We start from the raw sequence: 15866 nt of genomic DNA, 5'->3' as shown, positions 1-15866 counted from the left end.
TCCTAGAGATGCATTTATAGTGCGAAAGCTTAGAAAACTGAGGTTTATTTTGAAGAGAATTAAGAATATCGCTAACATTTTTCATCTGTTAATTATAGCAGGCTTTTTCTTAGGTTTTAGTGGATGTGGCTATAAAGCTGCTCCATATTACAAAGAGGAGAAAGGCTTTAGCGATAAAAATGTGAAGTTTATAATTCAAAAAAAAGAGTTACAAAAAGATAATAATGCGAGTTGCAGCCAATGATAAGATATGATGTAATAATAATAGGAGCAGGCGTAGCAGGGCTTTATGCGGCTATGAATCTGCCAAAAGATAAAAAAGTCCTGCTCATCAATAAGCGTGAAACTTTTAAATGCAATACTTTTTATGCACAAGGTGGTGTAGCTCTTGCTCGCGATAAAGCAGATATACCTTTTCATATAAAAGATACACTAGAAGCTGGTGCAGGTTTGTGTGACACAGAAGCTGTCAATGTTTTGAGTGAAAATTCACGCGCAGCCATTGATGATTTAATAGCAAATGGATTTGAATTTGACAGAGATGAAAATGGCAAACTTCTCTATACAAAAGAGGCAGCACACTCTTGTGAACGTATTTTACATGCTGGTGGTGATGCTACGGGGCGCTATTTACACTACTTCTTACTCGAACAAAACACGCACGCTATGCTTGGTAATGCTAGAGTTGTTGATTTGCTCATTAAAGATGGCGAGTGTTATGGAGTGACCCTGCTTGAGCATAGAGAGCGACGAAATATTTATGCTAAAAATGTCATTATAGCGAGTGGTGGTGTTGGTTCACTCTTTGAGTACCATACCAATGCACCCTGCATTAGTGCAGATATGCAAGGGCTTTGTGTGATGAAAGGCATAGCACTCGATAGAATGGAGATGTTGCAGTTTCATCCAACTGTTTTTGTAAACTCTACAAATGCACAAAAAATGTTGCTTACAGAAGCGCTTCGTGGTGAGGGTGCAACAATGGAAGATGAAAATGGTAGAAGATTTTTATTTGATTATGATGAGAGAGGAGAGCTTGCTTCTCGTGATATTGTCTCAAAAGCGATGTATCACTACTCAAGAAAAACAGGGTTAAAAATTTATCTTGCGTTTAATAATTTTAATGAAGAGTATTTTGCACACCGTTTTCCAAATATTTATAAAAATTTACGAAGTTTAGGCTACAAAGTACCACAACAACGGGTACCAATCTCTCCTGCGTTTCACTATGCTATTGGTGGCATTAAAACAGACTTAGATGCAAAAGTACCAAGCGTAAAAAATCTTTATGCTGTTGGTGAAGTCGCATCTACCAGAGTGCATGGTGCGAATCGCCTTGCTTCAAACTCTTTACTTGAGGGAATGGTGTTTGCCGCAAGAGCAGTGGATGATATTTTAAAGCATATAGATGAAGAGAAAGAAGATATAAGGTTCGATCTTGAAGATGAAGAGATGAGCCTTAAAAATGATAAAAACATTAAAAATCAATTAAGACGAATAATGTGGGAAAATGTCTCTATAGTTCGGACAAAAAGTGGATTAAATGATGCTTTAGAGACAATTAATGCTCTTTTAAATGAAAATATTGGTAAACTACTTAGATTTCGTTTACTAACCGCAAAAGAGATAGTAACATCAGCACTTAAACGCAGTGAATCTATAGGGGTTCACACAATACAAGAGGAGAAATAATGGAACACGAAGCAATTAATCTTGCAACGACATGGGTAGGATGGCTAAGTTTAGCAGTCTTTGTTATAGCGTACTATTTTATAGCTACAGAAGAGAAGTACGAGATAAATAAGGCAAAACCATCACTTTTTGCCGGAACATTTATGTTTATGCTTATTGGGATTTACTATGCTATAAACGGGCTTGATCCAATGCCTTTACATAAAGAACTTGAGAGATTAATTTTAGAAATTTCTGAAATATTCTTCTTCCTTTTAGTGGCTATGACCTTCATCGAAACACTGCTTGAGCGTGGTGTTTTTGATTTGATGAAGTATAAACTTGTTTCAAAGGGTTATACATATAAAAAACTTTTTTGGCTAACAGGTCTTTTAGCATTTTTTATCTCTCCTGTTGCAGACAACTTAACAACAGCGCTTATTCTCTCAACTGTTCTTTTTACAATTGATAAGAAAAATATTTCATTTTTAGTTCCAGGGGCTATAAATATTGTTGTTGCTGCAAATGCAGGTGGTGCATGGTCTCCATTTGGAGATATTACAACACTCATGTCTTGGACTGCAGAAAAAGGTCAATTTGTAGATTTTCTTTATCTTTTTCCAGCTTCAGTAATAGGATGGGGTGTAACAGCATTTTTATTAAGTCTTTCCCTTCCTGATGGTCAGCCTCCCTTTGATGCTTCAACTGAGAAAAAACCTGTTGTTTTAGATGGTGGTATGACTGTCGCATATTTAGGTGTGCTTACTATTGTTATTGCAGTTTTAGGACATACATTTTTCCATTTTCCAGCAATGTGGGGTATGATGTTTGGACTTGCAATTTTAAAACTCTACTCATTTCAGTTAAAAAGAAAAGGTGCAAATGCATTTAATATTTATGTAAATATGGAAAAAGTGGAAAACGATACACTTCTTTTCTTCTTTGGTATTCTCTCAGCAGTTGGAGCTTTACACTTTTTAGGCTTTTTAGAATACGTACATGATGTTTATGCAATGGCAGGGGCAACAGCTTCAAATATTGGTGTAGGTTTCCTCTCTGCAGTTATTGATAATGTTCCTGTTATGAGTGCTATTTTGAAATCATCTCCATCTATGGATACAGACCAGTGGATGCTTGTAACAATGACAGCAGGTATTGGTGGTAGTCTAATCAGTTTTGGTTCTGCTGCAGGTGTGGGTGTTATGGGTAAAATGCGTGGTGTTTATACTTTTGGTTCACATATGAAACACTCATGGACAGTTTTGGCTGGATACTTCGTTTCAATTGCTATTTGGTATGTTCAATTTGAAATTTTAGGACTTTACTAAAATTTTTAACTTTTAAACGCAGTTAATGGCTGCGTTTAAATCAAATATTAATCTACTTTATAGTATTCTTTCTCATTAATTATCATATTTTAAAAAGGCATTTCAAATGACAAATGTTAGCATTATCGTCCTCGATTTTGGTTCTCAATATACACAACTTATAGCTCGTCGTCTGCGTGAAGATAAAATTTACTGCGAAATTCTTCCTTATCATACAAAAGTAGAAGATATAAAAGCAAAAAATCCTAAAGGTATTATTTTGAGTGGTGGTCCTTCATCAGTCTATAATGAAAATGCTTATGAAGTGGATCAGGGTGTTTACGATATGGGTCTGCCTATTCTTGGTATCTGTTATGGTATGCAAAGAATTGCAGTGGATTTTGGTGGTAGTGTTATTCGTTCTGATCATCATGAATATGGAAAAGCAGAGCTTGAATTAGTGGGCTATCCTGATGATGTTTCGCCACTTTTTAAAGATTGTGACAATAATAGAATTGTATGGATGAGTCATTCAGATAGAGTTGAGACACTTCCTGAAGGGTTTAAAGTTATTGCAACTTCAAGTAACTCTCCATATGCAGCAATTGCAAATGATGAAAAACGCGTCTATGCAATGCAATTTCATCCAGAAGTACAACACTCAGAAGAGGGTTACTTAATGCTTCGTAATTTTGCAAAAAATATTTGTGGTGTAGCTGAAAAATGGAAAATGGAACACTTCTTAAAACAACAAATAGAATCTATAAGAGAACGTGTTGGTGATGGCAAAGTTCTTTGTGGACTCAGCGGTGGTGTTGATAGTTCTGTTGTTGCAGCAATGCTCTATGAAGCAATTGGTGAGCAACTTGTTCCTGTCTTTGTAGATAATGGACTTTTAAGAAAAGGTGAACGTGAGCAAGTTGAGCAGGTCTTTAAAATTAACCTCAAAGTTCCTTTAGTTGTTGTAGATGCAAGAGAGAGTTTCCTCTCAAAACTTGCAGGTGTGAGTGATCCTGAGAAAAAGCGTAAAATTATTGGACATACATTTATAGAAGAGTTTGAAAAAGAGGCTAAAAAGCATGATGGTATTAAATTTTTAGCACAAGGAACACTTTATCCTGATGTTATTGAGTCTATTTCTGTAAATGGACCATCTGAAGTGATTAAATCTCACCATAATGTTGGTGGACTTCCTGACTGGATGGATTTTGAACTTATTGAGCCGTTGCGTGAACTTTTTAAAGATGAGGTACGTAAAATTGGACTTGAACTAGGCCTTCCAGAATCAATGGTAAATCGTCATCCATTCCCTGGACCAGGACTTGCAATTCGCATTATGGGAGATGTAAATCCTGCTGATTTAGATCTTCTTCGTGAAGCAGATGTAATTTTACTAGATGAGTTAAAAGCAAGTGGATACTATGCAAAAACATGGCAAGCATTTGCAGTTTTACTCAATGTAAAATCTGTAGGTGTTATGGGTGATAACCGTACTTATGACAACACAGTATGTGTGCGTGTTGTTGAAGCAGTTGATGGAATGACAGCAACATTTGCACACCTTCCACATGATTTACTTGAGAGAATCTCAAGAAGAATTATCAACGAGGTTGATGGCATAAATAGAGTGGTTTACGACATATCTAGTAAGCCACCAGCAACTATAGAGTGGGAATAGGCGAAAGCTTTTCCCATGCGTCCAGTTTATCTCTTTTCTATATCCTCTCATCCTGATACGGTGAGTGTCAATTCTCTCTCTATTACTTTTTTACAACCTGAAATTGATTTTTCAAAATATGATGCTTTTATTATCACTTCTAAACAGGCATCAAAAGCACTGCAACAGTATCAAACGCAGTTATTTCAAAATATTCCTGCACTTTGTGTTTCAAAGGCAAGTGCAAAAAGTTATGAGGCAATTGGTGGCAGGGTTTTAGATGTTGGTGAAGGATATGGAGATAATTTAGTACAAAAAATAAAAAACTATCCTAAAAGTATGCGATGGCTCTATTTGAGGGCGAAAGTAGTTGCTTCTGATTTTGTTTTTGTATCTAAAAAAGAGGGTTATCTTATAGATGAAGCAATTGTTTATGTGAGCGAATGTTCAAAAGATATTCTTAATGTAGAAGTAGTAGAAGAGTCAATACTGATTTTTACATCTCCTTCTAGTTTGGAGTGTTTTTTACAAACACATACTCTCTCTAAACGCAGTACTCTTATTGTTATAGGAAAGACAACGGCAAAGGCAGTTCCAAAAGGGATTGAGTATCACATTAGTGAGAATACCACTATTGAAAGTTGTGTAGAATTGGCAAAAAATATCTAAAAATATAGATTTTTAACACTTTCTTAAGTGAAAATTAAATATGCTTCAAAGAAAAAATAGGGATGAACATGAGATATGTAATATTGGTGTTCTTTGTGATGTTTAGCTCTTTGAATGCATCAACATATGTAAGAAGTATACGATTAGGCTCTTTTTTGTCAGAGCTTCCAGCAAAACAAACACTTAAGAAAGCAGAAAAATTTCTTTATTCTCATAAAGAGATGCGGATGTATCAAGAGAAGTATCATTTTCATTTTAAAATAATTAAATCAAATGAATACTACATAATAGTTTTAGAACCGCTAACAAATAAAGAAGTTGTACAAAAACTACTAGATACTTTAAGAATAAAGTATAAAAGTGCATATCCTAAAAAAATAAAACCTTTACCTGTGAAGGTAGAAAAGATAGAGCCTAAAAAAATAGAAATTAAAACTCCTAAGATAAAGAGACCTGTAGTAGAAAAAAAAGTTATGCCAGTAGTTCCTAAGGTTCAAGCAACAGAAAAAATTGTAAAAAAAGAGATAAAAGAGAAACCTGCTGTAGTTACAGAGCCTCAAAATTTTAAATCTGAAAATATAATTATCGTCTTATTAATTATAGGCTTAATAATTGTGGCATTACTTATTATTATATTGATTTTAATGCGTAAAATCAGTGTGTTGAAAAATAAGAATGAGACGATGTCATTTGAATTGTCTAATAAAAATTGTAAGCTGCAATCAAAAGAAAAAATGCTTTCACATGTTAGTCATGAACTACGTAATCCTATCGCTTCAGTGATGGGTCTTAGTCAATTGATTTTAGAAAATGAGCTACCAACTTTTCAAAAAGAGAATGTACAAAATATAGAACAATCTGCAGAGAAAGCTTTAGAAATTATTGATGATATATTAGATATTTCAAAGATAAATGCAGGTGAATTAAGAATAGAAAATAGAGAATTTAACATTAATGCTATGATAGAACATGTGTTAAGTAGTACATATTTGCAAGCTAAACATAATAATATTGATGTTACATTAGAAGTTGAAAATGGTGTTCCTGCAAATATTATTGGTGATTCACTGCGTTTAGGGCAGGTTCTTGTCAATCTTCTCTCTAATGCGATCAAGTTTGCCAAAAATGGAAATATAAATTTAAAAATCAGAAAAAAAGAGACACGAACACAGAGTATAATTTTAGAATTTAGTGTTATTGATGATGGTATTGGAATGACACAGGAGCAACTGGAGAAAATTTTTAAATCTTATTCACAGGCTGAAATTTCAACATCCAGAGAGTTTGGTGGTACTGGTTTAGGGCTTTTAATCTCTAAAGAGTTAGTGGAAAAGATGGGTGGAACTATAAAAGTACGCAGTCAAAAAGATGTTGGGACTACCTTTGTCTTTACAGCAGAGGTAAAAGTTTTTGATATTGACAACAATCGTCATTATCATCTTCCATCTAAAAATTATCTCGACAAAACTATTCTGATTGTAGAAAATTCAAATAAAAATGTGATTGCACTTTTACGTGCCTTCCGTTACTTTCGATATAAAACGCATGTTGTACCATATCTTGATGCAGATATGATTAAGAGTACAATGAAGTATGATGTAATTGTTATTAATCAAGCACAAATAAATGAAAAATCAATTGAAAATCTTCAAAAAATGCACTTTAAAAATAGAGCAAAGAGCAAAATTATTTTAACAACATATAGATTTACGAAAATTGATGATAATCTAATGAATAAACTTGATATATCAGGTTTTTTAAAAATACCATTTACACAACAAAATGTACTTGATACACTTGTAGGTATGTATGGTGTTAAAGAGCTAAAAACAGAAGTAGATGTAAGTAGAACAAAAGAGAAAATTAAAGAGATCTCATTAAAGAAAATACTAGTTGCAGAGGACAATAAATTAAATCATAAAGTGTTAGCAAATCTTTTGGAAAAAACGGGAGCAGATATTAGTTTTGTGACAAATGGGCAAGAGGTTATTAATCTGATTAAAAAAGGCAATAAATATAATTTGATTCTTATGGACCTTGAGATGCCTATTGTCAACGGATATGATGCTACAATAGAGATTAGAAAAGATGAAACGAATAATAATATCCCCATTATCGCGTTGAGTGCTAAATCTAAACAAGAAGCAAAAGATAAAGCTTTTGCAGTTGGTATGCAGGGATATATTACAAAGCCTATTATTTTAGATGATTTTTATCAAAAAATTTATGATGCTTTATCGAATAAAATAGAGATAAATGTAGATGAAAATGTAACAAAAGAGGATGATGAGAGTGAGTTGGCAACACTCAAAGAGTTAGGAAAGTTTGACGGAGAGAAAGATTTTTATAAATCTTTACTACGTGATTTTCAAACAATGTATGCAAACTCTGCTGAATCATTTAATAATATGATAGGAGAAAAAAAATATAAAGATGCAATTATGTTGGCACGAGATTTAAAAGATGTATCTCTAAATATTGGCGCATATTCAGTTTGTGAAAGTGTTGCATCTTTAGAATATGAGTTAGAACGTCAAGAATATCCTAAAATATTAAAAGCATTTCAAAATTTTGAAGCACATCTATTACGACTGTTGAGTGAAATTGAGCTCTATCTTGATGAAAAATAAAAATAAATCAAGTATCTTTTTAGTATAATAACGCCATCTGAGTAGTGCGTGTCAACACATCAATGCGGGTTCTACATATACAAATCGTGAATTAGTAAGGTTGTCGTGTGTCGATGATTTCGTTTGAGGTATGTTAACTCTGCCGATGAAACTGTCGCCGTTAGGCAATTTTCTCTTCACCCAAATTCGGCTTTTAGAACCAAGCCAACGTGTGACGGCTACTTGGATACTTCTTTTGAAAAGTTTATTTGCTCCATTATGGTGGATTGATTAAACTTTTTATTTTATTTGGAGAATTTATGAAAATATTAATTTTGGGAAGCGGTGGTAGAGAGTACTCTATAGGTCGTGCTATTAAAAATGAGCAAGAGGAACATGAACTCTTTTTTCAGCCTGGAAATGGTGCTACAAATGAACTTGGTAAAAACATTGCTATTAGCGATTATGATGCACTTGTTACATTTGTAAAAGAGAATGAAATTGAACTGACAATAGTAGGACCAGAAGCACCTTTGGTTGATGGTATTGTTAATATATTTAAAGAAAATGGACTTACGATTTTTGGACCCTCTAAAGAGGCTGCTCAACTTGAAGGTTCAAAAGTTTATATGAAAAACTTTTTGGCAAAGTATAATATTCCTACTGCGAAATATATTGAGAGTGATTCTATTGAAGATTTATTTAAATTTACAAATAGTTTAAGCACTCCAATCGTAGTTAAGGCAGATGGACTTTGTGGTGGTAAAGGTGTAATTATTGCCCAATCACATGATGAAGCAAAAAAAGCAATTTCTGAGATGCTTAGTGGTAAAAGCTTTGGAGATGCAGGTAAAAAAGTAATTGTTGAAGAGTTCTTAGATGGCTATGAGCTTTCTATGTTTGCCGTATGTGATGGTAAAGATTACATTTTACTTCCTGCTGCACAAGATCATAAACGCATTGGTGATGGAGATACTGGTCCAAATACTGGTGGAATGGGAGCTTACGCACCGACACCGCTTGTTGATGAAGAGCTTTACCAAAAAGTACGTGATAGAGTTATTCGTCCTACGCTTGACGGTATGCAAAAAGAGGGTGCACCATTTGAAGGTGTTCTTTTTATTGGAATTATGGTTGTTAATGGAGAACCAATAACTTTAGAGTTTAATGTTCGTTTTGGTGATCCTGAATGTGAGATTTTAATGCCTCTTATGACATCTCCTGTTTCTGATATGTTTTACAAGGCTGCTACAAATCGTTTAGCTGATATAAAAGTAGAATTTTCAGACCAGTATGCTGTTGGTGTTGTAATGGCAAGTGAAAACTATCCGTATGGTTCTTCTACTCCAGCTGAGATTATTTTAGATGATGTAAAACATGAAGAGATTGCAAAAAATACACATATCTCTTTTGCTGGGGTAACGCTTGAAGATGGAAAACTCTATGCAACAGGTGGACGCGTTTTAGTCTGTATTGGCTTGGGTGATAGCATTAAGCAGGCACGAGATAGAGCATATTTAAGATGTGGTCAAGTCCATTTTGCCGGAAAAAAACTTCGCAGAGATATTGCCTACCAAGCACTTTAGGAAACTGATAACTTTGAATGAAAATATCCAAAATTTACTCCATCGTGAACATTTAACACTAGCCTCTATACAAAAGAGGGCTTTGGCATTTTTGATAGATGAGATACTACTCTCATTTTTATTGGTTATTGCAATGTCTGATACTTTTTCAAATGCCAAAACTATGCAAGATATTATTATAGTAACGAACAGTTATCTTTTTGAATATTTACTGATGAAAATAGTTTATCAGACATTTTTTGTAATGCAGTATGGTGCGACACTCGGAAAATTGGCGGTTAAAATACGAGTGATAGAAATAGCAACTTTGGCAAATCCAAGTTTTGTAGTTTCCCTTAATCGTGCTATTTTTAGAATAATAAGTGAAATGCTTTTTTATCTTGGATTTTTATGGGGAGTAATGAATCCTACCCGTCAAACATGGCATGATAAAACTGCCAAAACTCTGGTAGTAAATGCTTAAATTTCTTCTTCTATTCTTTATCTTTTTTTTATCTTGTGTAAACGCAGATGACAAAGTAGCAATTTACGCTACAACTCTCAGTAGTAAAAATGGTATGATAGAAGCAAGTGGAGGGGTGAGTGTTTCTTATAAAGACTATCTTTTAACAGCTAAAAGGGCAATTTATAATCGCAAAACAGGAGATTTGGAACTTTACGATAATATTCGTATTGACAACAAGGGTAAATATAAAATTTTAGGAAACTATGCAAAATTAAATATTGCTAAAAAAGAGAAAAGTTTTCAGCCTTTTTATATGCTTGAGAATAGATCGCAAGTTTGGATGAGTGCAAAGAAGGGAGAGAGTAAAAAGGAGAATATTAAGATCTCCTCTGGTGTTGTGAGTGGATGTAATCCTGTAGATCCCCTCTGGACAATGGAGTTTAGCTCATCTGATTATAATACTCAAACAAAATGGGTTAATCTATATAATACAAGACTCTATATTTATGACATCCCTCTGTTTTATACACCTTATTTTGGATACTCCCTAGATACTACAAGACGTACAGGTTTGCTTACTCCAGATTTAGGACTCTCTAGCTCTGAAGGGTTTTATTTTCAACAACCTCTCTATATTGCTGAACAAAATTGGTGGGATTTAGAACTATTACCACAGGTACGAACAAATAGAGGCGTAGGAATCTATGAAAATTTTCGTTTTGTAGACTCTCCAACCTCAGGTGGTGAATTTCGAGCAGGTTATTTTAAAGAAAAAGATGCATATTTTCAAGAGAATAATTTACTTAATCAATCACATTTTGGATTTAATTTTAAATATAAAAACAGTGATTTTCTTAATCAGTGGTTTCATGAAAATTATGAAGGACAGTCTGGCATATACGTTGATTTAAACCATATGAATGATGTTGATTATATTAACCTTAGCTCAAATGATACAATAAGGCAGACAACAGCGACACAAATTCTCTCAAGAGTGAATCTCTTTTACAATACAAATGAGAACTATTTTGGTACATACTTGAAGTATTATGAAGATTTAACACTTCCTTCAAATGATGAGACTCTGCAAAAAATTCCTACACTGCATTATCATCACTATTTAAATACATTATTAAAAAACCATCTACTTTATTCATTGGATGTTCAAGGAAATAATATTTATAGAAAAAAGGGTAAAAAAGTTATTCAAACAGATATTAATCTTCCTATAGCATTGCAAACTTCACTCTTTGATGAGTATCTAAATTTGTCTTATCAAGCAAATCTTTATCTGCAGCATTCAAATTTCTTTGGAACAGCTATAACGGCTTCTGAAAACTCTACTTACAAAACAGGTTATTTTGCTAGAAACTACCATACGTTTGCTGCTTCAACACAATTAACAAAAAGGTATGAAAAATATACGCATGTAATTGGAATGGCTATGAGTTATAACCAATCATCATGGGAAAGAAAAACTGGATATTATAAAGATGTCGCTGATTATTGTTCAAATCCTGAAAATCAAGCTGATGCTCAGTGTGAATTTTACAATTTAAGTGATATAGAAAATGCTGCCAAAATTGATTTTACACAGTATTTATATGATGCGAAACAAAAAGAGATATTTTATCAGAGACTCTCACAAAGAATTTCATACTCAAATTCTCAACAAAGGTATGGAGAGTTGGAAAATGAGCTGGACTATAGGGTGAACAGTTACTTTTCAATCTATAATAATATGTTTTATAATTATGATAAAAATAGATTTTCAAAAATATTTAATAAAATTAGCCTTCATAATTATGGTGTAACACTTTCTACTTCACATCTTTTTAAAGATGATTTTTTACCACAAACTATAAATCATGAAAGATATACAAGTTATTTGACAACAAATCTTAATTATATCTACTCATCTCACTACTCATATAATGCAAGTTATAATTATGATTTGCAAACACAAGAGAAAAAAAGTGCTTCAATTGGTTTTATGTATAAGAAAAGATGTTGGGATTTTGGGATAAAATACACTGAGAATAATAGACCTATTTTGACAAATAGTGAAACAAGTAAGTCATCTGTGTATGATAAATATATCTATTTAACAATTATTTTAAAACCATTTATGAAACCTAGTGCGAATAATTCCCTGTTTTCATATAAATTAGCGAACTAAAGGTAAAATAGAGTGCAAAGATATAAAAATATACTGTTAAATAGAACTGATGCTGCACGAAAACTTGTAGATATTCTTCCTATGCAAAAGTTTAGAGATGAAAAATGGAATATAGTTGCAGTCTCTCGTGCAGGACTTGAACTTGGTATGACAATACGGGGAAAGTATTCTAATCACCTAGATATTTTGTTTTCAGAAGCGATTATGGCACCAAACAATCCTGAATGTGAAATTGCCCGTGTAAGTGAAAATGAGGAGATAGTACTAAATGAGGAGCTTATAAACTCTTTTGGTGTACAATATGACTACATTTATGGGGAAGCTCATAGAAAGCATGAAGAAGATATACTTAGCTATATCTATCAATACAGAAAAGGAAAGCCCTTCCCAGATATGCAAAATGAGGTGGTGCTCCTTGTAGATGATGGAAGCGAAACGGGTAGCAAGTTTATGACGGCACTTAAAACTATTTTGGCGCAAAAGCCAAAAGCTGTTTATATAGCTGTACCGCTCATCCCTACTGATGTACTCGAAATATTAGAAACTTTTGTGGATGAGATATTTTTTCTTTATGATATAGAGGATTATGTACAAACAGAGTTCTATTATAAAGATTTTAATGATGTAAATGATGAAGAACTTGAAAAATTACTAGAGGAAAATAGATGAAATATGATGTGAAATTAGAATTAGAAAACAAAACCGAAGAGTACTCTTTTGGATATGTTGCAAAACAGGCAAATGGATCGGCGTGGCTTAAATCTGGTAAAACAGTAATACTCGCAACAGTTGTAATAGATGAAACAGAAATTGTAAAAGATGACTTTTTACCACTCACTGTGCAGTATATAGAAAAAACATACGCTGCTGGTAAAATACCAGGCGGCTTTTTTAAGCGTGAAACAAAACCGAGTGATTTTGAAACTTTAACTTCACGAATTGTTGACAGATCTTTGCGTCCGCTTTTTCCAAAAGGTTTTGGACATCCTACGCAGGTTACAATTATGGTCTTTAGTGCTGATGTTGATTCAGATATGCAGGTACTTGCACTAAATGCAGCTTCAGCTGCACTTTTTACTTCAAATATCGATATAAATAGAAGTGTAAGTGCTATTAGAGCTGCTAAAATTGATGGTGAAATAGTTCTTAATCCTACTTTGAGTGATTTGAAAAATTCTACACTTGACTTGTATCTTTCTGGTACAAAAACTGACCTGCTAATGATTGAAATGCGTTCAATTGGAAGTGAAAAAATAGATGTAGAAGATAGTTATGAGCCAATGTTAGACCCTTTAATGGACCCAAGCCTTGGCACAATTATTCTCGATACACATGTTTCAAACGCAATGAGTGAAGATGAACTTATAGAAGTATTCGCAAAAACAGAGAAAGCTCTTTTTGCTGCAAATACGGAGTATGAAGTCTCTTTTGGAGTACATCAAAAAGAGTTACAGCCACTTGATTTAAAAGAAGATGCTCTTAATGAAGAGATGCTTCTTTTTGTAACAGACAATCATATGCAAGATATTGATGCAGCTATAAAACAGATGGCAAAATCTGAACGCTCAACTGCACTGAGAAATTTACGAAAGAAAATTTTAGAAAATAATAGTGAATGGGATGAGTTAGAACTTAAAGCTGCTATTGAATCGGTAAAAAAGGAGCGTGTGCGTGCGCAGATATTAAACGATAAAGTACGAGCTGATGGGCGTGCTTTAAATGAGGTACGACCAATTACAATAGATACAAATGTACTTCCAAGTGCACACTCTTCATGTCTTTTTACTCGCGGTCAAACGCAGGCATTGGTGGCACTTACAATGGGTGGAGCAAAAGATGCACAAATGTTTGAATCACTCACAGACAGTGGTACACAAAATGAAAACTTTATGGTGCATTACAATTTTCCAGGTTTTTCTGTAGGTGAAGCATCACCTGTTATGGGAACAAAAAGACGAGAACTGGGTCATGGAAATCTTGCAAAGCGTGCTTTGGAGCCTGTTATTAATCTTGATGGACAAACTGTGCGTTTGGTTTCAGAAATTTTAGAATCAAATGGTTCTTCTTCTATGGCTACAGTATGTGGTGGCTATATGGCACTTAAAGCTGCAGAAATAGAGACAAGTGATACTATTGCCGGTATTGCTATGGGAATGGTAAGTCGTGAAAATGAGTATGCAATTCTTTCAGATATTATGGGGCTTGAAGACCATGATGGAGATATGGACTTTAAAGTAACTGGTTCTAAAGATGGTATTACAGCTATGCAGATGGATATTAAACTAGGTGGTATTAGCTTAAGTGTTTTAAAAGAGGCTCTTTATCAAGCAAAAGAGGGGCGTGCGCATATTATTGACATTATGTTAGAAGCAGAAAAAACAATTGAGTATAATGATGGCGTTCTTCCTGCAACAGAGTTTTTTCACATTGATCCAGGATTTATTGGTGAGATTATAGGACAGGCTGGAAAAACTATTCGTGAGATTATTGAAAAATTTGAAGTTGCCATAGATATTGATAAAAAAGATGGTAAAGTAAAAATTACCGGTAAAAATAAAAGTGGTGTACAGGGTGCAAAAGAGCATATTCACGGAATTGTAAATGCTCCTAAAAAAGAGAAAATAAAATATGAAGTAGGTCAAAAATATGAGGGTGTTGTAAAACGCATTGTCGATTTTGGTGCTTTTGTAGAGCTTCCTGATGGAACGGATGGACTGCTTCATATCTCTAAAATTTCTAAAGAGAGAGTACAAAATGTCTCTGATGTTTTAAAAGAGGGACAAAAAGTTACAGTAGAAATATTGGAATTTAAGGGAAATAAAATATCTTTAGGTCTCGCATAAGAGTTAATTTAGTAAAAGTTTTATATAATTCGACTATCAATTTCTAGTAGGGAAATCTGGGCATTTATGTTTAGGTTGCTTCATCGTTGATGGGGTTACGCTATCCGAACGGGTTGTAATTATTTTAAGGAAACATTATGAAAAAAATTCTTTTTCTTTTAGTAGCTCTTTCAGCTGCTGCATTCGCTAACGACGGTGACGTTGCTAACCAAACAATCAAAGCTTACTCTATGATAGCTGCTGGTGTTGGTCTTGGTTTAGCTGCATTAGGTGGAGCTGTTGGTATGGGTCATACTGCTGCTGCAACTATCGCTGGAACTGCTCGTAACCCAGGTCTTGGTGCTAAACTTATGACTACAATGTTCATCGCTCTTGCAATGATCGAAGCACAAGTTATTTATGCACTAGTAATTGCGTTAATCGCACTTTACGCTAACCCTTACTTAGGTTAATCGTTTCACGATAAATTAAGTAAACCTCAGTTCGACTCTTTTGAGTCGGACATTTTATACCACTTTTTATATGCGCAGGTGGTGGAACGGTAGACACGCAACGTTGAGGTCGTTGTGCCTTAGGGTGTGGGGGTTCAAATCCCCCTCTGCGCACCATACATTTGCTTAAATCTCACTATTTTTCCAAGCTAAAATTGCTTCATTTAAACTCTCAAAACCACTCTGATTTCCTATAATGAAAATTTCATCAAAAATATAACAACTTACTCTTGTATTTGGTTCTAGTAAAAAGACCGCATACTCATTTTCTTCATTATAATCAGTAGATAACACACGCATTGTATCAATAATATCACCTACTTGAGGAACTGCGTCATACTCAACGTCAACCAATTTTTTTCCATCACTATTGTATATAGCCATTTTTAACCTCTATTTTTAGTATAAT

The 15866-nt window shown here is 33.9% G+C and carries 13 protein-coding genes and 1 tRNA gene; 13 read left to right on the top strand and 1 reads right to left on the bottom strand.

Annotated features, from left to right (window positions below; translation table 11 throughout):
- Positions 1 to 49: 49 nt before the first annotated feature.
- From MV589_RS03540 to MV589_RS03480, 13 genes are all read left to right on the top strand, one after another.
- Positions 50 to 244 carry a hypothetical protein gene (locus MV589_RS03540; protein ID WP_297432100.1) on the top strand — a complete coding sequence of 65 codons (195 nt, stop codon included), beginning with the start codon at positions 50 to 52 and terminating at the stop codon, positions 242 to 244.
- Positions 241 to 1692: an L-aspartate oxidase gene (nadB, locus tag MV589_RS03535; RefSeq protein WP_297432098.1), complete on the top strand. Its 1452-nt coding sequence runs from the start codon at positions 241 to 243 to the stop codon at positions 1690 to 1692. The genes MV589_RS03540 and nadB overlap by 4 nt, the downstream gene beginning before the upstream one ends.
- The gene (nhaD, locus tag MV589_RS03530) at positions 1692 to 2999 is read left to right on the top strand and encodes a sodium:proton antiporter NhaD (RefSeq protein ID WP_297432096.1); all 1308 of its coding nucleotides are present in this window, start codon (positions 1692 to 1694) and stop codon (positions 2997 to 2999) included. The genes nadB and nhaD overlap by 1 nt, the downstream gene beginning before the upstream one ends.
- A gap of 106 nt (positions 3000 to 3105) precedes the next feature.
- Positions 3106 to 4656: a glutamine-hydrolyzing GMP synthase gene (gene guaA, locus MV589_RS03525; protein WP_297432094.1), complete on the top strand. Its 1551-nt coding sequence runs from the start codon at positions 3106 to 3108 to the stop codon at positions 4654 to 4656.
- Between the two features lie 15 nt (positions 4657 to 4671).
- Entirely contained in the window at positions 4672 to 5304 is a 633-nt protein-coding gene (locus tag MV589_RS03520) for a uroporphyrinogen-III synthase (RefSeq protein ID WP_297432092.1), read from the top strand.
- A gap of 68 nt (positions 5305 to 5372) precedes the next feature.
- Positions 5373 to 7934 carry an ATP-binding protein gene (locus tag MV589_RS03515; RefSeq protein ID WP_297432091.1) on the top strand — a complete coding sequence of 854 codons (2562 nt, stop codon included), beginning with the start codon at positions 5373 to 5375 and terminating at the stop codon, positions 7932 to 7934.
- Between the two features lie 299 nt (positions 7935 to 8233).
- Entirely contained in the window at positions 8234 to 9499 is a 1266-nt protein-coding gene (gene purD, locus MV589_RS03510) for a phosphoribosylamine--glycine ligase (RefSeq protein WP_297432090.1), read from the top strand.
- Between the two features lie 13 nt (positions 9500 to 9512).
- Entirely contained in the window at positions 9513 to 9962 is a 450-nt protein-coding gene (locus tag MV589_RS03505; RefSeq protein ID WP_297432089.1) for an RDD family protein, read from the top strand.
- On the top strand, positions 9955 to 12123 hold the full coding sequence (locus MV589_RS03500) for an LPS-assembly protein LptD (RefSeq protein WP_297432087.1): 2169 nt from the start codon (positions 9955 to 9957) through the stop codon (positions 12121 to 12123). The genes MV589_RS03505 and MV589_RS03500 overlap by 8 nt, the downstream gene beginning before the upstream one ends.
- Positions 12124 to 12135: 12 nt before the next feature.
- A complete protein-coding gene (locus tag MV589_RS03495) occupies positions 12136 to 12792 on the top strand; it encodes a phosphoribosyltransferase (RefSeq protein ID WP_297432085.1) in 657 nt (218 codons plus the stop codon).
- Positions 12789 to 14966 carry a polyribonucleotide nucleotidyltransferase gene (locus MV589_RS03490; RefSeq protein ID WP_297432084.1) on the top strand — a complete coding sequence of 726 codons (2178 nt, stop codon included), beginning with the start codon at positions 12789 to 12791 and terminating at the stop codon, positions 14964 to 14966. The genes MV589_RS03495 and MV589_RS03490 overlap by 4 nt, the downstream gene beginning before the upstream one ends.
- A gap of 137 nt (positions 14967 to 15103) precedes the next feature.
- Positions 15104 to 15418 carry a F0F1 ATP synthase subunit C gene (locus tag MV589_RS03485; protein WP_297432082.1) on the top strand — a complete coding sequence of 105 codons (315 nt, stop codon included), beginning with the start codon at positions 15104 to 15106 and terminating at the stop codon, positions 15416 to 15418.
- 72 nt (positions 15419 to 15490) lie between these two features.
- A tRNA-Leu gene (locus tag MV589_RS03480) sits at positions 15491 to 15574 on the top strand.
- 9 nt (positions 15575 to 15583) lie between these two features.
- Here the strand turns inward: MV589_RS03480 and MV589_RS03475 are convergent.
- Positions 15584 to 15841 (bottom strand): hypothetical protein, encoded by a 258-nt coding sequence (locus MV589_RS03475; protein WP_297432080.1) that lies wholly within the window; start codon positions 15839 to 15841, stop codon positions 15584 to 15586.
- Positions 15842 to 15866: the final 25 nt, after the last annotated feature.

This window comes from Sulfurimonas sp., assembly GCF_026991475.1.
Classification (GTDB): domain Bacteria; phylum Campylobacterota; class Campylobacteria; order Campylobacterales; family Sulfurimonadaceae; genus Sulfurimonas.
Note: the sequence above shows the minus strand (reverse complement) of the source record. Positions and strands in the feature narration are given on the sequence as shown.